The 22144-nt window shown below is 55.6% G+C and carries 15 protein-coding genes; 5 read left to right on the top strand and 10 right to left on the bottom strand.

The annotated features are described in order from the left end of the window. Positions 1–3: 3 nt before the first annotated feature. The gene (locus tag RA157_RS12295; protein ID WP_350333418.1) at positions 4–741 is read right to left on the bottom strand and encodes a cytochrome c biogenesis CcdA family protein; all 738 of its coding nucleotides are present in this window, start codon (positions 739–741) and stop codon (positions 4–6) included. Positions 742–904: 163 nt separating this feature from the next. Continuing rightward, the gene (locus RA157_RS12290) at positions 905–1645 is read right to left on the bottom strand and encodes a ceramidase domain-containing protein (protein WP_350333417.1); all 741 of its coding nucleotides are present in this window, start codon (positions 1643–1645) and stop codon (positions 905–907) included. Between the two features lie 210 nt (positions 1646–1855). Here RA157_RS12290 and pepN point away from each other — a divergent pair, with 210 nt between their 5' ends. From pepN to RA157_RS12275, 3 genes are all read left to right on the top strand, one after another. Further along, positions 1856–4498, top strand: a complete 2643-nt coding sequence (gene pepN, locus RA157_RS12285; RefSeq protein WP_350333416.1) for an aminopeptidase N — start codon at positions 1856–1858, stop codon at positions 4496–4498. Between the two features lie 192 nt (positions 4499–4690). Further along, positions 4691–7048 (top strand): sensor histidine kinase, encoded by a 2358-nt coding sequence (locus RA157_RS12280; RefSeq protein WP_350333415.1) that lies wholly within the window; start codon positions 4691–4693, stop codon positions 7046–7048. Positions 7049–7318: 270 nt separating this feature from the next. Next, entirely contained in the window at positions 7319–7777 is a 459-nt protein-coding gene (locus RA157_RS12275) for a hypothetical protein (protein ID WP_350333414.1), read from the top strand. 366 nt (positions 7778–8143) lie between these two features. Here RA157_RS12275 and RA157_RS12270 read toward each other — a convergent pair whose 3' ends face one another. The 3 genes from RA157_RS12270 to RA157_RS12260 form a co-directional block, all read right to left on the bottom strand. After that, positions 8144–10288, bottom strand: coding sequence for an FkbM family methyltransferase (locus tag RA157_RS12270; RefSeq protein ID WP_350333413.1), 2145 nt, complete (start codon positions 10286–10288; stop codon positions 8144–8146). Positions 10289–10465: 177 nt separating this feature from the next. Beyond that, the gene (locus tag RA157_RS12265) at positions 10466–11671 is read right to left on the bottom strand and encodes a GNAT family N-acetyltransferase (protein WP_350333412.1); all 1206 of its coding nucleotides are present in this window, start codon (positions 11669–11671) and stop codon (positions 10466–10468) included. A gap of 205 nt (positions 11672–11876) precedes the next feature. Next, positions 11877–12653 carry a carbon-nitrogen hydrolase family protein gene (locus RA157_RS12260; protein ID WP_350333411.1) on the bottom strand — a complete coding sequence of 259 codons (777 nt, stop codon included), beginning with the start codon at positions 12651–12653 and terminating at the stop codon, positions 11877–11879. 138 nt (positions 12654–12791) lie between these two features. Here RA157_RS12260 and RA157_RS12255 point away from each other — a divergent pair, with 138 nt between their 5' ends. Further along, a complete protein-coding gene (locus tag RA157_RS12255) occupies positions 12792–13418 on the top strand; it encodes a LysE family translocator (RefSeq protein ID WP_350333410.1) in 627 nt (208 codons plus the stop codon). 156 nt (positions 13419–13574) lie between these two features. Next, positions 13575–14222, top strand: coding sequence for a TetR/AcrR family transcriptional regulator (locus RA157_RS12250; RefSeq protein ID WP_350333409.1), 648 nt, complete (start codon positions 13575–13577; stop codon positions 14220–14222). A gap of 184 nt (positions 14223–14406) precedes the next feature. Here the strand turns inward: RA157_RS12250 and RA157_RS12245 are convergent, their stop codons facing one another. The 5 genes from RA157_RS12245 to RA157_RS12225 all read right to left on the bottom strand — a co-directional run bounded on the left by RA157_RS12245 (position 14407) and on the right by RA157_RS12225 (position 21938). Next, positions 14407–14892 carry an EF-hand domain-containing protein gene (locus tag RA157_RS12245; RefSeq protein ID WP_350333408.1) on the bottom strand — a complete coding sequence of 162 codons (486 nt, stop codon included), beginning with the start codon at positions 14890–14892 and terminating at the stop codon, positions 14407–14409. Between the two features lie 155 nt (positions 14893–15047). Next, on the bottom strand, positions 15048–18041 hold the full coding sequence (locus RA157_RS12240) for a bifunctional [glutamine synthetase] adenylyltransferase/[glutamine synthetase]-adenylyl-L-tyrosine phosphorylase (RefSeq protein WP_350333407.1): 2994 nt from the start codon (positions 18039–18041) through the stop codon (positions 15048–15050). Beyond that, the gene (locus RA157_RS12235) at positions 18034–19476 is read right to left on the bottom strand and encodes a sensor histidine kinase (protein ID WP_350333406.1); all 1443 of its coding nucleotides are present in this window, start codon (positions 19474–19476) and stop codon (positions 18034–18036) included. Before RA157_RS12235 ends, RA157_RS12240 begins: the two co-directional genes overlap by 8 nt. A gap of 41 nt (positions 19477–19517) precedes the next feature. Next, positions 19518–20219 (bottom strand): winged helix-turn-helix domain-containing protein, encoded by a 702-nt coding sequence (locus RA157_RS12230; protein WP_350333405.1) that lies wholly within the window; start codon positions 20217–20219, stop codon positions 19518–19520. Between the two features lie 198 nt (positions 20220–20417). Continuing rightward, a complete protein-coding gene (locus RA157_RS12225; RefSeq protein WP_350333404.1) occupies positions 20418–21938 on the bottom strand; it encodes a Do family serine endopeptidase in 1521 nt (506 codons plus the stop codon). Positions 21939–22144: the final 206 nt, after the last annotated feature.

The raw sequence follows: 22144 nt of genomic DNA, 5'->3' as shown, positions 1-22144 counted from the left end.
GGATCAGCCGATGGTGGCCAGTCCCGGGAACAGCTCAAGCATCCAGTAAGACAGGCGGGCCAGCTGACCGGTCATGATCATGATACCGGTGAAGACCAGCAGGCCACCCATGACCTTTTCCACCTTGCCGAGATGACGGCGGAAACCTGCCATGAACCGCATGAACGGTCCGGCAAACGCAGCGGCCAGCAGGAATGGAATACCAATACCGAGGGAATAGACCGCCAGCAGGAGAGCCCCCTGTGATACAGTTTCTTCAGCAGAAGCCACCACAAGGATGGTGCCCAGGATCGGGCCGATGCAGGGTGTCCAGGCGAAACCGAATGCGAGGCCAATCAGATAGGAACCAAAGGCACCAGCCGGTTTCTTGTCCACATGAACGCGGGCTTCGGAATAGAGTGCCCGGATACGAAACACACCGAGGAAATGCAGCCCCATGGCAATGATGATGGCTCCAGCCACATAGATGAGCCAGCTGGCATGCTCTGCAAGCGAAATACCGGCCAGAGAGGCCCCGGCTCCGAGCGCCACAAAGACAGTCGAGAAGCCGAGCACAAAGGTCAGCGCCGCTGTGAAAACCTTGACCGGATCAGCGCCTTCACCATCCTCACCGGTCAGCTGGTTAAGGGATACGCCCGCGAGATAGCACAGATAGGGCGGTACGATGGGCAGCACACATGGGGAGATGAAGGAGATCAGTCCGGCAATCAACGCGCCCCAGATCGTAATGTCGAATTCCATAGTCTGCTCTCTTTCAGATAGCGTGGCTCAATCTTGTGATTTGAACCAGAGCTATTCCGCGCATCTTGTGATGCAGCCCCAAAGTCACCGTTATCAATCCGGTTTATATGCGCCTTATGTGTCTGGTGCGTTGCTTTCCGTCAAGGTGACGGATCGCCGCTCATCAAGATGTGATGACCCTTGAGGTCTGTGCGGGCTCACCCGTCAACGCTCTGACACAGGCATAGAGCACCACACCATTCAATATATGCCAGACATAGTGAATGCCGATGGGCAGGGTCTCGCAGATTGCATTATCGATTGAGCGGAAGGTGATGGATACAATAAACACAAGGGCTGCGGTAAGCAGGCTATAACCAGCATACGCATTCCTGCGACGGATCAGGGCACCCAGGTACAAAAGCGCTGCCAGGGCCGGAAGGTATTCGCTAGAACCGTTGAGAAACCCTTGAGGCAGTGCACTGGCAAACACAAAAGATGCGCCGAGAAAAGCTCCTGTTCCAAAAACGGCCTGTAACAGAGGGAGCTCCAGCAGACGATACAGGACAACAAAGAAGAACCCGTAGATAAACAGGGTTATAGGCAGAACATCCGCCAGCAGTGACCAGCGATTGGCAAATGTGTGGAACAGGAAGGATCCAAGACCTATCACGCCAATCAAAGCGGCAAAGCCATACGCGACATACCCACCTCCACGACGACCAACCAGACGCCAGGCAAGAACAGCAGCAATCAGAAAGGCACCATTGGACAGGGCATTCAAAGGCTCGGCCCAGAATGACTGCTCTACCCGCACGCAATAGAGATCAACCGGAGCAAGCCAGGAATGGGCATGATCTCCAGCCAGCGCAATACCGGTTGAAATAAACAGGGCAGCAACAACCATAAAATAACGAAAAACCATCTCAAACTCCTCAAATGCCTTTATTAGGGTCAAGATCATGATCTCTTCACGACAGTTGTGAATTCTTTTGCTGAAGTGACTGTATTCAGGCGAGCGAAGCTTGGTTTTCTGCGCAAATCACCTTACATCTGGACTCCTGTTCTATTGGACTCAAGCTCTGTTCTGGTCTGCGCTGCAAAGTGACGGGCCAATGGTCAAGAAGGAAACCGGATGCGGACCGAGACGCCTGTTGTGATCCGTCTGGATGATTACACACCCTCCACCTATTCGATCGAAACGGTCTCTCTGGACATCAAACTGCATCCGACAGAAACGCTGATCACCAGCACAATTACGCTGAGAAAGCGTGAGGGTACGGGAACCGAGACAGCCGCTCTGGTTCTCGATGGTGATGACCTTGATTTCGTTTCCGCAGATCTGGACGGCGCTGCGCTTGCGGATGATGCCTATACGGTCAGCCGGGATCAGTTTGTCCTTCTTGCACCGCCAGAAGGCCTCTTCACCCTCACGCTGACGACAAAGGTTGATCCGACGGCCAATACCCGACTGATGGGGCTTTATCGATCTTCCGGCACCTATTGCACACAATGTGAAGCTGAGGGCTTTCGCCGGATCACCTATTTCCTCGACCGGCCGGATGTGCTGGCCGTCTACACCACGCGCCTTGAAGCAAACAAGGCAGAGGCTCCCATTCTGCTTGGCAATGGCAATCTGCAGGACAGCGGTACAATTGAGGGCACGGACCGGCATTTTACCGTCTGGCACGACCCGCATCCGAAACCATCCTACCTCTTTGCTCTTGTTGGGGGTGACCTCGCCTCAATCCATGACAGTTTCACCACGAGCTCCGGCAAGCCGGTGGAACTTGGCATTTATGTTGAGCACGGCAAGGAACATCTTTGCGCCTACGCCATGGATGCCCTGAAACGGTCGATGAAGTGGGACGAGGACGCCTTCGGACTGGAATATGATCTGGATGTCTTCAACATCGTTGCCGTCAGCGACTTCAATATGGGGGCCATGGAAAACAAGGGCCTCAACATCTTCAACGACAAATATGTGCTGGCCAATCCGGAAACCGCGACTGATCAGGACTATGCCAATATCGAAGCTGTTATTGCGCATGAGTATTTCCATAACTGGACCGGCAATCGCATCACCTGCCGTGACTGGTTCCAGCTCTGTTTGAAGGAAGGCCTTACGGTTTTCCGCGATCAGGAATTTTCCTCTGACATGCGGTCCCGGGCGGTTAAACGCATCAGCGATGTCAGGCTGCTCAAATCTCATCAGTTCCCGGAAGATGGTGGCCCGCTGGCTCATCCTGTGCGTCCTGAAAGCTATACGGAAATCAACAATTTCTACACTGCGACCGTCTATGAGAAGGGCTCCGAGCTTTGCCGGATGCTGAAGACCATTCTGGGCGATGACGGTTTCCGCGCCGGAATGGATCTTTATTTCGATCGCCACGATGGCGACGCCACCACAATTGAATCCTTCCTCGCCTGCTTTGCCGAGGCAACCGGTCAGGATCTTGACCAGTTCAAGCTCTGGTACAGTCAGGCCGGCACGCCGGAACTGATCGTATCAACCGACTGGGACTTCTCATCCGGCCTGTTTGGCATCACCATCGAACAGTCCTGCCCGCCAACGCCGGGCCAGCCGGTGAAACAGCCGTTGCATATCCCCGTTCGGCTCGGCCTTCTCAATGAGCATGGCGCAGACATGCCCATCAGCGCGCTGATCCATGAGGGTGGAGATCATCTGCAGGGCGACGTTCTGCATATGCGCCAGGGCCGCCACAGGGTGGTGTTCGGGCCGATGGAGACACCTCCGGTTCTGTCCCTGCTGCGCGGCTTTTCCGCACCGGTCAATCTGACTCTGCAGACGGATAATGACAGCCGCCTGCACCTGATGGCCTCCGACAGTGACGGCTTCAATCGCTGGCAGGCCGCCCAGGACCTGGCGACACGGCATCTGATCGATGGTGCACGCGGCACGCTTTCAGTTGACCCGCGCTTCCTCTCAGCATTGCTGTCCATCATCCGGGATGACAGCCTTGAGCCTGCCTTCCGCGCCCAGGTTCTGACCCTGCCAAGTGAGGCTGATATCGCCAGGGAAATCGGCAAGGATGTCGATCCGGACGCCATCCACACGGCTCGTAAGGCCCTGAAGGTCAAAGCAGCCGAGACACTCGGCCCCGATCTCCCGTCCCTCTACAGGGCGCTTGAAGGCTCCGGAGCCTACTCACCAGATGCGGCCGAGGCCGGTCGGCGGTCACTTCGCAATGCCGTGCTTGACCTTATGCTGGCCAGTGGTTCCGATGAGGCTTATGCGCTGGCTCACAGCCAGTATGAGACGGCGAACAACATGACAGATCGCTTTGCAGCCCTCTCCACCCTGGTGATGGCAGGTGCGGAGACAGCTGACGCGGTTCTGGATGACTTTCACGAGCGCTATCAGCACCACGCGCTGGTGATCGACAAATGGCTATCCGTCCAGGCCATGGCTCCGCAATCGGACACCCTTGGCAAGGTCATTGACCTGACCCGGCACAGCTCGTTCTCAATGAGTAATCCGAACAGGGTCCGCTCGCTGATTGGCGCCTTCGCCACCGGCAATCCAACCCAGTTCCACCGGGCTGACGGTGCCGGATATGCCTTTGTAGCCGACCATGTCATCACCCTTGATGACAGCAATCCGCAAGTGGCATCACGCCTTCTGACCAGCTTCCGGTCGTGGCGCGCCATGACTGAAGACAGGCAGCATCATGCACGAGAAGCGCTGCAGCGCATTCTCGACAAGGACAGCCTGTCAAAAGACGTTCGCGATATCGCGGAAAGGAGCCTGGCATAGGAACATTCCCCTTGAAACCTCACCGATTCCTGAGACCGGGACACGGATTCCACTGATGAAACAGCGCTGCCAACCCGTTAACGCTTTTTTTGCGTTTGGGGCTAGACAAGCCGATTCACCTCGATTCAAATGGAGGTGATTCGGATGGGCAGCAGAGACGAATCATCAACTGAGGAATCAAGGGGGACAGAGATGCACCGTGCAGGGACAACCGGCACGGCGGATGCGAAGAGATTCAAGGTTTCGCAACCGCTGTTCTCCAAGCCGACCCTCACCGGACATATGCGCCTGATCGCCAGACCGACCTATGAACGGCTGATCGCCGCAGAACCTTTCCTTAAACGATCCATCCCGCTTCTCATCGTTATCTTTCTCGCTCTCGTGGGCTTTGTGCGTATTGTCGACCTGATGGGGCTGAAGCTTGAACGGCAGGATTCAGCCAAGCGGGAACTCTCCCTGGCTATCAGCACTCTGTCACAGGCCGCTAACGGGCTGGACCTGTCTGAGGGAAGCGACATCAAAGGTCAGCTGACAACGCTGCTTTCCTCCACACTGCCGGAAGACATTTATGCAGAAGGTCGGCGGATCTATTTCACCGACCAGACAGGCATCGTGTTGCTGGCCTATCCGCAGGACCATGTATATGAGAAGCGCCCGCTTATCGAACTGCTTGGTCTGGCCCAGCCTCTGACCACATTTGGTTCTGATGCTGGCGTGTTGCAGATTGAACTGGCTGACGAACGTGCCGCACTTGGCGCTGTGCACCACCTGCCTGCCCCGCTCGGCTCTGTAGCCATCATCCAGCCCATCTACGACATTGAGGAGATGTGGCGGAAGGAAGTGTCGATCAATGTGACCATCTTTGTGGCCACCAGCTTCATCTTCCTGGTCATCATTTACGGCTTCTTCAATCAGTCCGCCCGGGCAGACGAGGCCGACCGGATTTATCGAGATGCTCATGGCCGGATCGAAGCGGCTCTACAACGCGGGCATAGTGGCCTCTGGGACTGGGACCTGGGACGCGGACGCATGTTCTGGTCCCACTCCATGTTCGACCTGCTTGGCATGGAACCAAGGGACGACCTCCTCGGCTTCTCGGAAGTCAATGCACTGGTCAACAAGAATGACGGCGATCTCTACGAACTGGCTGACACCCTGCTCAAATCCGGTGAGACCAATGTGGACCGCGTGTTCCGCATGCGCCATGCCAACGGGGAATGGGTCTGGCTGCGCGCCCGGGCCGAGATCGTCGAGACGGCTGACGGTACACCTCACCTGTTGGGCATCGCTGTCGATATAACCGAGCAGCGCAAGCAGGCCGAACGCACCAAGCAGGCCGATGTCCGCCTGCGTGATGCGGTTGAGACCATTTCAGAGGCCTTTGTTCTCTGGGATGCCGATAACCGACTGGTCCTGTGTAACTCGAAATATCAGCAGCTGCACAATCTGCCTGATTCAGCCGTGCGCGTGGGCACGCCCTATGCGGTGGTTCTGGAAGCGGGCCGCCACCCAATGGTCAGCACCACCCTACCGGATGTAGGGCTTTCAGCAGATGACGCTGTCGGCATGCATCATACCTATGAAGCTCAGCTTTCTGATGGGCGCTGGCTGCAGATCAACGAGCGCCGGACCAAGGATGGCGGTTACGTCTCCGTCGGCACCGATATTACCCTGCTGAAACAGCAGGCCAAGCGCCTGACCGACAGCGAAAGCCGTCTGCTGTCCACCGTATCTGACCTGCGCCAGTCGCGGCAGACCCTGGAAACCCAGGCACAGCAGCTTCTTGAACTGGCAGAAAAATACGCCGACGAGAAGGAAAAGGCCGAAGAGGCCAACAAGATCAAGTCTGAGTTCCTCGCCAATATCAGTCATGAGCTGCGAACACCGCTGAACGCCATCATCGGTTTCTCGGAAATCATGACCAGCGAGATGTTCGGCAAGCTGGGTGCTGACAAATATCGGGAATATTGCGAAGACATCCATCATTCCGGCACCTATCTGCTGGGTGTGATCAATGACATTCTCGACATGTCGAAAATCGAGGCCGGGCATCTGCAACTTGAAAGAGAAGAGATCTGCCTCAAGCCGCTTGTTGAAGAGGCGCTCCGCATTGTTCAAACACAGGCGGAACAGCGCAAACTGACCCTTGAAACAGACCTCGACAACAGCCTGGAACTGCTGGCCGACAGGCGGGCAATGAAGCAGACCATCATTAACCTTTTGTCGAATTCCGTGAAATTCACGCCGGAAGATGGTAGGATATTCCTTAAGGCAAAGGTGGTTGCTGATTCGGTCATCGTCACCATCCGGGACACGGGAATAGGCATCCCGCAGAACGAGCTGAGGAAACTTGGCAGGCCGTTCGAGCAGGTGCAGAATCAGTTCACCAAAAATCACCAGGGATCTGGTCTTGGGCTGGCCATTGCACGATCTCTGGTTGAGCTGCACGGGGGCAGCATGCGGATATGTTCGCGTGTTGGTGAGGGAACAATCGTCTCTATGCGTCTTCCGAAAGCAGCAGTGTTGGTTAGCTCCGACCCAACTGTCTGAACATGTGCCCCTCTGCATGTTCACTCAGGCGCACTGATCATCATCGGATAGGCCGTGATGACCAGATTTGAGAAGTTCTGTATTCCTCCCTAGAGTACCCACTGCGCTCCGGCTCGCCGGAGCGTTTTTTTGTGTGCGAAGAGGGAGATGAAGTATTTTTTAGATATAAGAGCGTTTCCTTTTTAACTTCAGTATCAAAATATCATGTTGATATTCCATGAAACTAAGGCAAGATAAATAAAATAAATTGAATTTTAAGGGCTATTTTCAATGAAAAGAATTCTGTTTGGCCTAACATGCGCAACCTTTGGAGCGTTCTTTTCAGAAATATTAGCTCCTTTGGCTGTCGAATATTCTAAGGCGCGCTTTTACGATACTTACTGGGGTGGCACCTGGTACACAAAAGTAAATTGTTCAAATGAAGAACTTTGCTTTCATACAATGGAAATTACACAACGGGGAAACAGGGCAACGGCGCTGTACACTGGAGACAATTTGACAGGAAGTAACAAGCATGTCTGGGGGAGTCTCATAGGAGAAATCGACGCTGGTGTCTGGTCCGGCACATGGCAGCGCAAAGACTCGATTGGATTTGTAGGAGGGGATTTCGAGTTTCAACTGAATGGAGATCATACATGGCTCGGTACTTACACTGAGGCAGGGAAATTCAAGCCCTGGTATGGATCACGAAATCAATCATATTATAGATCTGAAGAACTAAAATTCTAACTTGAGAACGCCGGTCACAGCCTAACTAAAGCTCAAAGTTTTCGTCAAATAGCGCAGAACACATCCCGATAACTCCTCCAGCAGGGCGATATTAGGCACTGCCGGTGCAATGCAACCGGACCATGTCACGAACGCGTTTTGCGCGGTCTCTTATGACACAAGGATGCTGTGGAGGCTGGAACGATATCATGCCGCTCCCCACTCACCTGCCCATACAGCCCCCGAAATACGGAGCGCGCCTCATCATAAATCGATGGGAATGCCCGGAGCGTGTCACGCTGAACGGAGTTCACGCGACATGCTCACCACTTTTGCTGAAGCGCGCTGTCCATCACAAAACCGGCTCCCGCCTTGGTGCAGCACGCTTTAAGAGGGGACAACGTCAGCCCGAATAGCATACAGCACCATCTCCCGCCCTTGTGCGGAATGGTGGCCCACAAAATATTTGTAGTCCAGATTCTGGCTCTTAAACCACAGTGGGACCCTCAACCAGTCATCTTCGTGATAAATTGAAATCCCGAGCTTTGGCATGCACTTGCGGATGGTTTTAATCCCGCCTTTCAACGCAGGGAGCTCCGCCCCCTCAATATCCATCTTGATGAAATCCAGTCGCTCTTGCCCGGACTGTTCCATATAGCCGTCAATGGAAAGGGTATGGACCGGCGTACAGTCTTCATTGGCTGCTTCGTCAAACACTCGGCTTGGAATGTATGGATTGAGGAACAGCGTCTGTCCGTCGGTTTCAAAGACGGGGTGACTGACAATCGTCAGCCGCTGTTTGAGGTGCGGATTCATTTTGATAGCACGGCGAATCCGCTCGATTTTGCTGGGAATGAATTCAAACATCGCGACGGTACAATCGTCACGTCCTTCCGCTGCAAACAGCAGACCTGTCTCACCATGCAGCGCACCACAATCAAGCACATGAGAGCACCCTTCAGGCGAAATCTTCACTGCTCCATCTTTTGACACATAGTGATAGTGATTGAGCAACATGACATCCAGAACTTCCTTGGGTGAGATATCCAGATACAGGTCCGAATATCCCAACCCGGTTATATCAACCAGGCCATTCCGGGTATTTTCCTCACAATAGGAAATCGCTTTGCTTGTAAGGCCTTCGTTGAAATCCCGCGCTATGGATGGAAGCTTATACGGGCTCAGTGGCGGTATCCTGACACTGTCCAGGATACAGAAACCCGCAGACCAACTGCGAAAGAGCGAAACGGACGCTTCATCACACAGCATATCGGCTACCGACCTGTACTGTGTTTCGAGTTCCAGAGATTGCGTCACCGCATTGATTTGGCGTTGTACGAACGCCTTTATTCCAGGTGTGCCAGCAGTTTCATATGCGGCTTCAAAGTGCTTCAGTGCCCGGTTCAGCTCAAAACGACCAACCTCCAGAGCGCCCAACGTCAAAAATGTCAGACAATGGCTCTTCACGTTACTATCTGTCAGCGTCCGAACAGCACCGTCCTGATCATTTGTATTGAGTTGAACAAGAGCGGAGCCAATCTGAGCTTCGACACATTCAGCATCCAGAGCTTTTGCTTCTCGGAATTTCTGAGAGGCCTTTTCAAAGGCGCCAGATTCGAACTGGATCATCGCTTCAGCGAGATAGCCTGCTGTAGCTTCAGGTGCTTCCTTTTGTGCTTTCTGGGCGGCAGACAGCGCATGGTCACGACTGAAGGCCCAGTGCACTTCGCGATAAACACCCTGTAGCTTAAAGCGCTCCCTTAGCGGTTCATATACTTCTTCGAGCTCACTCAAGCGTTCATAACACGTTTCGAACCGGGCCCGGAAATAAGCCTCAAGAACCTGTAGAACCTTGATGCCCAACAGGCTGCGCTTAAGGCGCAGAGCGTCTGGATTCAGTTCGATACCGTGACACAAGGCTTTTTCAGCACCAGCAAAGTCTTGCGCCGCTATAAACGATTTCGATAACAGCTCATGGACCACAGGCCGTCTGGAAAACTGCTCAGAAGCAGCCTCAAGCATAATAGTTGCCTGGCTGGCCTTACCTTGCGCCAACAAGCAATTTCCCAATTCGACATACGCCTTCAACTGGCGTGGAAAGGCCTTGATACAGGCGCGAAGGGTCTTTTCCTGAGCCTCTGGTTTAGCAAGATGCTTATAGACATCTGCCATCAGGATGCGACCGACAGCTTTCCTGGGAAAGTTCGTAATGAGGTCCTGAGCCAATTTCTTTGCTTCGCCATGCTTGCCAAGAGCCATAAGCGCTTTTCCCGCGCCCGCAAAGTTTTCATGGCGCTCCGGAAAAGTGTTCATTGCAATATTGAACAGCTCAATAGCAGCACTGTATTCACAGCGCTCCAGCTGAACCAAGGCACGTTTCTCGATGCCTTCCGGGGCCTCTGGCCTCGTTTTGGAAAACCCGATCGCCAGCATCTCAGCATGAGAGTAGTTGCGAATGCGCATTGCTAAATCAAATGCATTCAGGAAGTCATTCAGAGCATCAGATTGCTGCTCCGCTTGTGCGTCATCCATCGGTCATCTTTTCCTTGGAACAGCGATGCTGAGATCAGACAGATTGAATATCTCACTGTCTGGCCGATAGTGTCTAACTTTTTCTATAGAGGCAATAAAGGTAGCCTGAAAATCTGAACAGGCTGGCCAAAAGAGTGTCGCCCTGAATAGCAAGGCGGCCTTCTCTACAAACTCCCCTTACGCAGGGCGATACTGGGCGTTGCCGGTATAGTGCAGCCGGACCATGTCACGGACGCGTTTTGCGTGGTCTTTTACAACAAAGGGCACACTGTGGAGGCCAAGGGTGATGGCTGTGGGGCAATGGCCAGGCTGGGAGACAGAACTGATAACGCGGCCGCACTCGATGCGGTCCGGCCAGAACCTGAGCAGATGGTGGCCACCACCGGTGCCTGAATCAAGTACGCGCACATCCGGATTGCTCTGGAAGGTTTCCGCCAGATGCATGGCCAGCAGCGTGCCCGGCGAGTGTTTCGCGTAGGTCTCGTCATAGGCCATTTTCATGCCGAACAGCTTGCGGCCTGATGTGAGGTTGAGACTGGCGGCGATGGCCTGCCCGTCCAGCATCAGACGTTCTACCCGCAGGTTCCTTGAACGCGCCAGCTTGAGCGCAAAACGCGCGGTGTCCGCCTGACAGACCAGTGCCGTTCGGCCTGATCCCTTCCAGCCAAGGGATTCAAGCACCAGAAACTCACTGACGGCCTGTGCCTTGCCGGGGTCAGTGCCGGAGAGGCTCTCAAACCGCACCTCTCCCAGTTCCGATAACGCCCGCAGGCCGTGCTTGACCCTGTAGCGTGCCTTGGGGCTGAGCCGGTCCTTAATTTCTGTGGGGTTCCCGGTTGCCGCGTTGACAGCAGGACGGTGATAGCGTCCGACAATCCGGTTGACGCCACCAAACCCGATGATCCGCTTCAGCCATGTTTCCGCAAAGGGACTTCCCAGAACAAGAGAGCCGAAATTGAAGATACTGGGCAGATCCTTACGTTCTTTCGCAAGCCCGAGCACCGCATCGACCACACCGGTCAGGCAGTCCGGGTCAATCAATGGCTCATAATAGGGATTGTAGCGCGTATCCAGCAGCTGGAATTCAGGCGCAACAGCCAGGTTGCGCACCTGCCCTGGCATGAATCCCACCAGCCGCCGCAGGTCGGGGCCGTTATCCCGCCAGACCAGGAAAGCGGAAACCGGCTCTCTGGCCAGGATGGTTTCCTGGGCGGCAACGAGAAAATCTGCACCATAAAAGCAGTTGGCCTGACCGGCCCGGAACTCCAGGTCCCGCAATTCCTGCAGCAGTTCAGCCGCATGGAAGCGCCGCCTGTACTCCACCAGATATCTTGGTGTCGACAGGCCGGACATCATGCTCCAGCTATCAAGTGCATATGCCACCGCTTCGGTCCCTGCTTGTTTCAACCACGTCCGTGTTTCTCCGGTATCGAAGATAACTTGCGGACAACCCCATGGTTAAATTTATGTAAACATTCTAGCAGCTTGAACCAGTACTCGTATATCGCAAGTTCGGTTTATGATTAACAGCTGGCGGGGTGGTGTTGCCTCCGTTTATGCCTCAGATGATCTGTCTGAGAGTCTACACCTATTCCGGCACATATCTTGGATAGGTGGACTTGCTGTGGCTGGCAAAGGACAGATCAATCTCAACGGTGGCAAACGGATTGTCCGGGTCGGTGGTGGCCAGCACATTGCCTTCCGGATCAATGACCCAGCCGAGCCCGCCCAGATCCGCACCCTCACCTTCAGGCGCCCACAGGTTTGATGACAGGCTGTAGGCACCGGAGCAGACGGCCTGGGCCTGCCCACCGGCCAGCCATTTGCTCACCGAACCATGGGGTGTCGCGCGCGGGACACAGATCATGTCAGCCCGGGCAGCCGCATAATGGCGAGCCCATTCAAAGAACCACATCTCAGTGCAGATCTGCACTCCGATCCGCATTCCAAGCGCCCGGCCCAGATCAAACCGCCGGTCTCCCCGATCATACCAGCTGTGTTCCCAATAACCCGGTTCATCCGGCAAATAGTATTTCTCATGCAGGGGCGCGGCCTCACCTGTGGCGGATGACCAAAGGTAAGCCTGGTTCCTCCGACTGCCATGGGCTGTCACAATCGGACGGGTTCCCATAACGCCATCAGCGCCCAGTGTCGCCAGATCAGCGATACGTTGATGATGCGCTGTAACCGCCTCCTGCCAGCGATCCGCGTCAGGCACCTTGTCTGCCGCCAGCCAGTTGGAGAAACACATTTCCGGCAGAAGCAGAAACCGGCTGCCGGTCTCGCCCACATGCCGGGCCAGGGCGGCCAGTTGATCATCCAGATGTGACGGATGCGGGTCCAGCTGGCAAACGGTGACTTTCATCTCAGGCTCCCTTTTATCTGAGCGAGATGATTACAACCGATTGGCTTTCAGGCAACTGGCAAAAGACGGAAACTACACTTTCATGAAGAGGTACAATCAGATACTGATTGTGATCGTCTATTTTCCCGGAGCCCAAAGATGATCCCGTTTGAAGTTATGTCGCTGTTTGTTATTGCTTCGCTGGCGCTTGCTGCGGCACCCGGGCCGGACAACATCTTCGTCCTGACCCAGTCTGCACTTTATGGCCGCCCGGCCGGTCTGGCTGTGACCGCCGGTTTGTGTACCGGGCTTCTGGTTCATACCTGTCTGGTGACAATCGGCGTCGCTGCCATCTTCCAGACATCCGAGCTGGCCTTTACCCTGTTGAAGATTGCCGGTGCCGGATATCTGCTCTATCTGGCCTGGCAGGCCTTCCGTGCCGGGGCCTCTGACCTGACGGACCCGGAAGCCGAACGCCTGAGCCTGCGCAAGCTCTATCTGCGTGGCATTATCATGAATGTGACGAACCCGAAGGTGGGCATTTTCTTTCTGGCTTTCCTGCCGCAATTCGCCGACCCGGCTCGTGGCTCTGTGGGTATCCAGATGCTGCTGCTCGGTGCCATCTTCCTGCTGGTTACCTTCCCCACATTCAGCCTGGTTGCCTGGTGCGCCGGGTTCCTCGGCAACTGGCTCAAACAATCCACCCGCGCCCAGATCATCATGAACCGGGTCGCCGGTCTGATTTTCGTCGGCCTTGCCACACGGCTGATGCTGAGCGAGCGGTAAAGGGCCCTCGGTCTTGGTACCATAAACCGCCCTGTTCATTTACCTGACTGGCAACCCTTCAATCCTGATATTTGAACTTCTTGACAGAACGAACGTTCGTCTTAGATATAACAGCATGCTGCCGGTTCGTCGGAAGCTGTCGTTCGAGGTGAACCCATGACTGACCAGCCAGCCCCCAAAGATCTGTCGTCCAAGGACCCGTCACAGAGTGCAGAGGTGGCAACGAACCGTGACAGGCGGTTCCTGCGTATTCTGGACGCGGCTCTGGGCTGTATTGTCCAGAAGGGTTTTCACAGCACCAGCATGCGCGATATCAGCCGGGCGGCGGGGGTCAGCCTCGGCAATCTCTATAACTACTTCGCGAGCAAGGAAGCCCTTATCGTCGAGATTGCGGCTCTTGAAGCGGATTCCGTTGCCTCCATTGCCGGAACTGCTGCTGATATCACAGACCCGCTTGAGGCCATTGAGGCGGTTCTGTCCTTCATCGTCGGGCAGGTTTCTGACCGGTCAGATGCTATTCTGATGCTGGAAGTGGCTGCAGAGGCTGCGCGGAATGACGCTGTTGCCGATCTGTTTCTGACAAACCGGAAGGCGCTGATTGCCGTCCTTGACACAAAGATCAGCGATGGCGTCCGATCCAGACAATTTCTGACACAGCAACAGCCTGACGCTCTGGCGGAAACCCTGCTGGATATGGCAGATGCCTTCGCTGTCCGCCCTGCCCTTGGCAAGGCCGTTCCTGAACCAAATGGAAACGCCAGCTTTCTGACCTCGGTTCATGCTCTTTTGCAGATTACTGAATAGAGCATATTCCTGAAAAGTGTGTGCGGTTTTCGGATAAGAATAGGCTTACAAACAAGTAGATAGAGCATTATGAGCAATCCTATTTAGGCTCAAAATGCTCTGGCAGAAAGCCCCGCCATCAGATGACAGCGGGGTCTTGTTTCAGCTGAGTTCGTTGTAAAGGTCGGGCACACCAGAGGTCAGATTACTCCGCGCTGTCACCGTCCTTTTTATACTTGCCCCCGTGATGGCCTTTGTACTTGCCATGATGTTTCTTCATGGCTTTGCGAAACTCACTCTTCTCAATCTCGCCATCGGAGTTGGCATCGAGTTTTGCAAAACGGTCCTGGCGATGATTGGCCATCTCCGCCTGAGAGATAACGCCGTCACCATCAGCATCAAACCGCTTGAGGATGCGCTCTTTCATCCTGGCAAGACGTTTGTTCAGATGGGCATCCAGTTCTTCAGCACTCAGAGCACCATCCTTGTCCGTGTCGGCCTTGGCCAGACGGTTTTCACCCATCTTGTCAAACTCTTCACGGGAAATCGTGCCGCTTTTGTCCGTATCAAGCCGCTCGAACATATGGCGCGGGCTATGATGGCCGCTATATTTGTGGCCGCCAGCAAAGGCTGCGGCAAGTGATCCAGCGACCAGTGTCGCAGCCGTCCCGATAATCAAAAGCTTTTTCATGACGCTAATCCTTATTTCAAAAAGAATCCTCACGTCGCCCCGAAGCCGCGCCCGTTTCTATGGTGCTCCGGCTACCCTTCACATATCTGTGATAGCTGCAGACAATTCAAATTAAACATCGGTAATTTTTGACTTAAAGCGCGAAAACAATATGTCTAAAGTCCGGCTTCGCCATCCGGCGAGCCCACAAGTCGCTCGAAGACCTGGCGAACGGCGGTCTCGGTTTCGAGCAGATGCAGGGACAGGGTCTTGAAGTCCGGCATGGATGCCGCATTGGCCAGAACACGCAGCAGACCGTCTGGCGCACTGGCCTCATCAAACTGATTATCAAGCGCCAGACGCAGAACCTGGGTCAGGTTCTGATAGAGCTGAATGGCAGGCATCAGTGCGTCCACATCTCCCCCATCCAGGAGCCCCAGATCAGCCGCAGCCCTCAGCGCCTGTTCCGTATTGGTCTGGTTGAGACCGGGATGATCATGGGCATGGAGCAATTGCACAGTCTGGGCGATAAATTCGATATCCAGTAACCCGCCGGGAGCCAGCTTGATATCCCACGGACCCGCATGCTTCTTCTCACGCGCGATCCGGCCACGCATATCCGCAATATCTGCCCTGATCGCATCCGCATCCCGGCTCTTCTGAAGAATCCGACGGACCTCGCTCTGCACCTCATCGGCAAACCCGCCGTCACCGGCAATCACCCGTGCCCGGGTCAGCGCCATGTGCTCCCAGGTCCAGGCATCCTTTGTCTGGTAACTGCGGAAACTGTCGATATGGGTAGCGAGCGGTCCCTTGTTGCCAGAGGGGCGCAGGCGGAAGTCCACCTCATAGATAGTGCCCTCGGCTGTGGGCGCAGACAGGGCCGAGACCAGCCGCTGGGTCAGCCGGGCATAATACTGGCTGGCTGAGAGGGATTTCGGGCCGTCGGAGCCTGTGCAATCCGGGTCCATGTCATAGAGCAGGATCATATCCAGATCAGATCCTGCCGTCATCTCATGGCCGCCCAGCTTGCCCATGGCCACCAGTGCAATGCGTCCGCCAGGAATATCCCCATGGGTGCGGCGAAGCTCCATGTGCACCGCTTCCAGCATGGCCGAGACGATCACGTCCGCCAGCGCCGTATAGGCAGCCCCTGCATCGCGAGCACTAACCGCGCCAGACAACACACGGACCCCGATCAGAAACAGTTGCTCCTGACCGAAGACACGTGCCCTGTCGAGGCTTTCCTCATAGCAGGTGGATTCTGACAGAGAGCGTGCCAGGTGATCGGCGAGTTCATCCCGCGATGGCAGTCCTCCGAAGAAAGCCGGATCCAAAAGCGCATCAAACGCGTGTACCCGCCGGGTGATAATCTCCGTCAGCCGGGGTGCCGTACCCAGCACCGTCATCAGCAGATCAAACAGGGCCGGATTGTTCTTCAGAAGAGAAAACAGCTGGATACCAGTCGGCATCTTGCTGAGAAAGCGATCAAAGGCAAGGAACGTGTTGTCCGGTTCACTGGTGCGGGAAAATGTCTCGATCAGAACCGGAGTCAGTTCAGTCAGCCGCTCTCGTGCCTTTGTGGACCGGGTGGCCGGATAGCGCCCGAAATGCCAGCTTCTCACCGTTCGCGTCAGATCCTGTGGACGCTTGAACCCCATGGTCATCAGGGCATCCAGCGTGCCGGGGTCATCCTCATCGCCGGTAAAGACCAGATTGCTGCCGCCTGACGACAGATCCGGCTCATCTTCAAACAGATTGGCATAGTGATGCTGGACTAGATTGAGCTGCTTCAGCAGCTCAGCCTCAAAGGCGGCCAGATCATCCATATTCATCATCCGGGCGATGCGCAGCATGTCCTCGTCATTCTGAGGCATGATGTGCGTCTGTTCATCCCGCACCATCTGCAGCCGGTTTTCAATGGACCGGAGAAAGATATAGGCGGCCTTCAGATCGTCGTGAACATTGGGCTTGATCCAGCCTTGCCGCACCAGCTCCGCCAGCATATCCAGCGTGCTACGCCCGCGCAGTTCCTTCACCCGACCACCCGCAATCAATTGCTGGGTCTGGACAAAGAACTCCACCTCGCGGATGCCACCGCGTCCAAGCTTGATATTGTGTCCGGCTGCAGCAACGGCCGCATGGCCCTTATGGGCATGAATCTGGCGCTTGATCGACTGGATATCGGCAATAGCGGCAAAATCCAGATATTTGCGCCAGATAAAGGGCGCTATTTCCTTCAGGAACTGATCGCCGGCTTTCAGATCACCGGCACAGGGGCGCGCTTTGATGAGAGCCGCCCGCTCCCAGTTCTGTCCCATGCTCTCGTAATATTGCAGAGCTGCTGGAACAGAGACCGCAGCGGCAGTGGCCCCGGGATCGGGTCTCAGACGCAGATCCGTGCGGAAGACATAGCCATTATGGTCGCGTGTCTGGAGGATCTTCACCAGGCTCTTGGTCACCCGCACGAAGATATCCGGCGCATCATAGGGGTCTGCAATCAGCGCATTGATTGGCTCGAAGAAGATGATCAGGTCAATGTCGCTTGAATAGTTCAGCTCATAGGCCCCGTGCTTGCCCATGGCCAGTGCGATATAGCCGCATTCCTTTTCCGGATCGCTCTCATCAACAAGGGAGATCTTGCCACGTCTGTTCAGATCACGAAGGATGAACCGCAGAGCACAACGGGCGGCCGTATCAGCCAGCCGGGTCAGAGCAATCGTGACGGCATCCAGCGTCCAGGCACCCGCAAGGTCCGCCAGGGCTATCAGAAGTGCCCCCTCCTGCTTCATCCGCCTCAGGTCTTCCATGACCTCGGCTTCTGTTTCATGGAACCGGTCCAGCCGCTCGGACAGAAGCATATCGAACCGTTCTTCAGGCACAGCCTCCAGCGTGTCCGGAAGCAGGACCGGAGACCCCATGGCAATATCCCGGAGATAAGGTGAGAGATCGAGTATGGCTCTCAGGAAACGGCGAACGGCGGGATCAGCCAGCAGACCATCCAGTCGTTCTTCAAGTCCGTCACGCCCGGCTCGCTCCAGATAATCACTGAGCACCTGCTCGGCTGCTTCAGGCGACAAAGGCTCCAGGTCTCGCGCAATCCTGCTTAACAAGGCGGCTCTGTTGGTTACCGCTTCCACACGCTCCAGCCCGTTTTCCGGCTCACTCACCCGGCGTACTCCCGATCGTCTCAACCTGCGTCAACTGCAGTTCTACACTGAGTCCCGGCTTGTTGTCGCCAAGCTGTACCTTTCCGTCCAGAAGACGGGCAACGGCGGCCACAAGGCTAAGGCCAAGACCGGAACCCGGCTGACTGCGGCTCTCCTCAAGCCGTACGAAACGCTGCAGAACCCTGTCGCGGTCCGCTTCCGGAATCCCGGGACCATTATCGGTCACACAGAGGACCACGGACTTGTCGCGACTTTCGACAGACAGGGTGATTTCTGGGGTCAGCCCTTCCTTGCCTGGCTCTCGTGCGTATTTGAGCGCGTTATCCAGCAGATTGGCAATCACCTGCCCCAGCAGCTCGCGGCTTCCTGTCACAAAGGCGGGTTCAGAGGCGCTGATGACAAACCCGATGCCATCCTCTTCGGCCACAGGCTCATAGAGTTCTGAGACATCGCGGGCAATACCAGCCAGATCGACCGGCTTCAGATCTCCCGTGGCGGACCCTGCTTCAAGACGGGCAATCCGCAGCAGAGCGTCAAAAATGCGGATCAGGTTTTCGGATTCCTCCAATGTGGTGGACAGTGCTTCGCGCAGCTCCTGTTCACCGCCTTCACCCCGCAGGGCAATCTCGACCCGGTTTCGCATGCGCGTCAGCGGGGTTTTCAAGTCGTGGGCAATATTGTCGGAGACTTCCTTTAGTCCGGCCATGAGGGTTTCAATGCGGTCCAGCATGGTGTTGAGGCTGACCGAAAGACGATCAAACTCATCATGGGAACCACGGATCGGCAGGCGTTCATCCAGGTGCCCCGCCATGATGCGCTTGCTGGCCTTGCCCACATCATCCACACGACGCAGAACCCGGCGCGACACGAACAGCCAGGTCAGAAGCCCCAACAGAACCATCAGAACCACAGACAGGTTAAAGGCCCGCTTGAAGATATCGCGGAAGCGTTCCCCTTCACCGATATCCCGCCCGACCAGAAGGCGGAGGCCGTTGGGCATGAAATAGATCTGGGCAACAGCCCTGTGCACCAGTTGTTCGTCCGGATCAAAGCCGCTGCCATTGGCCTGCTCGAAGCGGGTATAGGTGATCGGGTCCTTTACCCAGCCTTCCTCCTGGAAAATATCGGGTGGCACATCCAGAATATTACCGGCGATTGGCTGACCTTGCGGGTCGGTGATCAGATAAAGGCTCGAATCCGGGCGTCTGCTGCGCCACTCAATTGCCCGCACCAGACGCCTGAGTCCACCGCGCTGGTAGATTGAGTCAAGCTCACCAACCTCGTCATTCAGGCGAAGCTGCAGCTGTGTCCTCAGCAGGGAATGGGTGCTGGAAGCGAGGTAATAGATCAGACCGCCCGCAAACAGCGTGAAGATGACCAGATAGATTGTCGCCAGCTTGAAAGCGGTGGTTCTGTAGAGCCTTCGCAGTGCCATCTGTTGGTTTGCCCCACCCTGTTCTGTCTTGGTCTTAAATTTTAAACTGCCCGGACCATATATCCGGCCCCTCGGATCGTATGCAGCAACGGGGTTTCAAAACCCTTGTCGATCTTCGAACGAAGCCGCGAGATATGCACATCGATCACATTGGTCTGCGGGTCAAAATGATAGTCCCAGACATTCTCAAGCAGCATGGTCCGGGTTACCACCGTGCCTGAATGTTTCATCAGATATTCCAGCAGACGGAATTCACGCGGCTGCAGGACGATATCCTGACCGCTTCGCGAAACTGTATGAGACAGACGGTCAAGCGTCAGGTCGGCAACCGTATAAGAGGTTTCCGCTTCCGAGGTCTTGGCATTTCTGCGGGCAAGCACTTCAACCCGGGCCAGAAGTTCGGAGAAGGCATAGGGCTTTGTCAGATAGTCATCACCACCGGACCGGAGGCCCGTCACACGATCATCCACCTGCCCCAATGCAGACAGGATCAGAACCGGTGTTGTATCGCCTTTACGCCGGATTTCCTCAATGATCGACAGCCCGTCCCGCTTTGGCAGCATGCGATCCACAATCAAAACGTCATAACCACCCTCGTCCGCCATGGCAAAGCCATCATCGCCATCTGCGGCGTGGTCCGCAATATGTCCGGTTTCCTTCAAAGCCTTAACCAGATAATTGGCCGCTTCCCGGTCATCTTCAACAATCAGAATCCGCATGCTCTCTGCCGCTGTTGGTCTCATCGATACCCTCGCATAGCCTGTTCAGCGCCATAAGAAAAGAGCGGCAGCCCTTGCCGGACTGCCGCAGTTCAGTTGAACGTCCTGGGTGGAAGTCAACTCGGGGCCCTTGGGAAGGCCCCCTATCCCGACAAGCTGGGGGCGACAATGATACTTGCCGGGATAATCCTGTGGGTTCCAGATCGCTCTGAAGCGATCAGATCAGCCGATGGACAGGGCCGTGAAACCGGAACCGCCATTGGCTTTTTTCACACCGAAAAGCACCTTCTTGCGGCCGCGTTCTTTCTCTGCTTCCAGAGCGGCTTCAATCTCTTTCAGGGTATTCACCTTCTCTCGACCGATCTGGAAGATCACATCACCCTTGGCAATGCCCTTTTCCGCAGCGGCACCGTTCGGCTTCACGGCAGTCACCATCATGCCGACGCCATCTTCGGTTGGCTCGACCGTCATGCCAAACTCCTCAAGAGCCTTTTTGACGGCGGGTTTTGGGATGCTGCGTGCAGCGAGTCTGTCAGATGTTGGGAAGTTACCCAGTTCAACCGTGATCGTCTGTTCACGTCCGTCGCGCATCAGGGTCACCTCCACTTTGGAGCCCGGCGCATAGGCCGCAATCCGTCGTGACAGATCCTTGGTGCTCTTCACCGACTTGCCGTCCACAGCCGTGATTGCATCACCGGCCTGAATGCCTGCCTCTTCTGCCGGGCCGCCTGATGTCGGGTCTGCAACAAGTGCGCCTTCGGTTCCGGCCAGGCCGAGACTGTCAGCAAGATCTTCCGTAATCGGCTGGATCTGCACACCGAGCCAGCCACGGGAGACAAGGCCGTCGTCACGCAGGTCGGAAATGATTGTCTCTGCGGTGGAGGCCGGGATAGCAAAAGCGATACCCACATTGCCGCCGGACGGCGAGAAAATGGCCGTGTTGACACCAATCACCTCACCCCGGCTGTTGAATGCCGGTCCACCGGAATTACCCTTGTTCACCGGCGCATCAATCTGGATGAAGTCATCATAGGGGCCTGCGCCGATATCACGACCGCGTGCCGAGATAATGCCTGCCGTTACCGTTCCGCCAAGGCCGAACGGGTTTCCGACCGCGACCACCCAGTCACCCACACGGGAATCACCCTTGGCAAAGGCCACATAGGTGAACTTACGATCGCCACCATCAACTTTCAGGAGCGCCAGATCGGTCCGGGGATCTGTGCCAATGACCTTCGCATCCAGTTCGGTGCCATCATCCATGGTGATGGAAACCGCACTGCCATTCTCAATCACATGGTTATTGGTGACAACGTAACCGTCTTCAGAGATGAAGAAGCCTGAGCCCTGGCTCTGGGCGAAACGGGGCTTACGCGGCTGGCGTTCGCGCTGCTGACGCTCACCCTGGCGCTCCTGCTCGCCAAACCGGCGGAAAAAGCGGTTGAACGGATGATCTTCCGGCAGGTCACGAAAGCCCGGAAACTGATCAAGACCAAAACCGAACTGCTGGTTGGAGGCGGCCTTGATTTCTGACTTCACCTGTACGCTGACAACGGCCGGCTTCACTTTTTCAACGACCGGAGCAAAGCTGACTGGAGCCGGAGCATCAACGCTGACCGGCTCGGCAAAGGCCGGAGACTGCATCAGAACCAGCTGGGCCGTGACAGCGCCCATCATCCCGAATGCCAGGGTTCCGGCCAGCAGGGTCTCACGAACAGCCTTCAGGGTTTTCGTCTTTGTCATTGTGTCACTCTCTTGTTCGTCTTCTCGACTTGGCTTTGACGGATGCGAAGCACCGGACGGATGCTCCGAAGTGTTGAGAGTGAAGATAGAGACAGGAACCTTACAGCCGCCTGACCGACACATTAAACATCCGTAACGTTCAAGTTTTCGAATGTTTTATTTCAAATCCCGCGTAATTCACGAGACCTCACGGAAGCGTTAGAGAA

Origin of the sequence: Coralliovum pocilloporae (assembly GCF_030845175.1) — a bacterium.
Classification (GTDB): Bacteria; Pseudomonadota; Alphaproteobacteria; order Rhizobiales; family Cohaesibacteraceae; genus Coralliovum; species Coralliovum pocilloporae.
Note: the sequence above shows the minus strand (reverse complement) of the source record. Positions and strands in the feature narration are given on the sequence as shown.

What these genes read in the sequence shown, in the direction of transcription:
- RA157_RS12295 (WP_350333418.1), bottom strand. Translation starts at nt 741, where the DNA reads ATGGAATTCGACATTACGATCTGGGGCGCGTTGATTGCCGGACTGATC.
- RA157_RS12290 (WP_350333417.1), bottom strand. Translation starts at nt 1,645, where the DNA reads ATGGTTTTTCGTTATTTTATGGTTGTTGCTGCCCTGTTTATTTCAACC.
- pepN (WP_350333416.1), top strand. Translation starts at nt 1,856, where the DNA reads ATGCGGACCGAGACGCCTGTTGTGATCCGTCTGGATGATTACACACCC.
- RA157_RS12280 (WP_350333415.1), top strand. Translation starts at nt 4,691, where the DNA reads ATGCACCGTGCAGGGACAACCGGCACGGCGGATGCGAAGAGATTCAAG.
- RA157_RS12275 (WP_350333414.1), top strand. Translation starts at nt 7,319, where the DNA reads ATGAAAAGAATTCTGTTTGGCCTAACATGCGCAACCTTTGGAGCGTTC.
- RA157_RS12270 (WP_350333413.1), bottom strand. Translation starts at nt 10,288, where the DNA reads ATGGATGACGCACAAGCGGAGCAGCAATCTGATGCTCTGAATGACTTC.
- RA157_RS12260 (WP_350333411.1), bottom strand. Translation starts at nt 12,653, where the DNA reads ATGAAAGTCACCGTTTGCCAGCTGGACCCGCATCCGTCACATCTGGAT.
- RA157_RS12255 (WP_350333410.1), top strand. Translation starts at nt 12,792, where the DNA reads ATGATCCCGTTTGAAGTTATGTCGCTGTTTGTTATTGCTTCGCTGGCG.
- RA157_RS12250 (WP_350333409.1), top strand. Translation starts at nt 13,575, where the DNA reads ATGACTGACCAGCCAGCCCCCAAAGATCTGTCGTCCAAGGACCCGTCA.
- RA157_RS12245 (WP_350333408.1), bottom strand. Translation starts at nt 14,892, where the DNA reads ATGAAAAAGCTTTTGATTATCGGGACGGCTGCGACACTGGTCGCTGGA.
- RA157_RS12235 (WP_350333406.1), bottom strand. Translation starts at nt 19,476, where the DNA reads ATGGCACTGCGAAGGCTCTACAGAACCACCGCTTTCAAGCTGGCGACA.
- RA157_RS12230 (WP_350333405.1), bottom strand. Translation starts at nt 20,219, where the DNA reads ATGAGACCAACAGCGGCAGAGAGCATGCGGATTCTGATTGTTGAAGAT.
- RA157_RS12225 (WP_350333404.1), bottom strand. Translation starts at nt 21,938, where the DNA reads ATGACAAAGACGAAAACCCTGAAGGCTGTTCGTGAGACCCTGCTGGCC.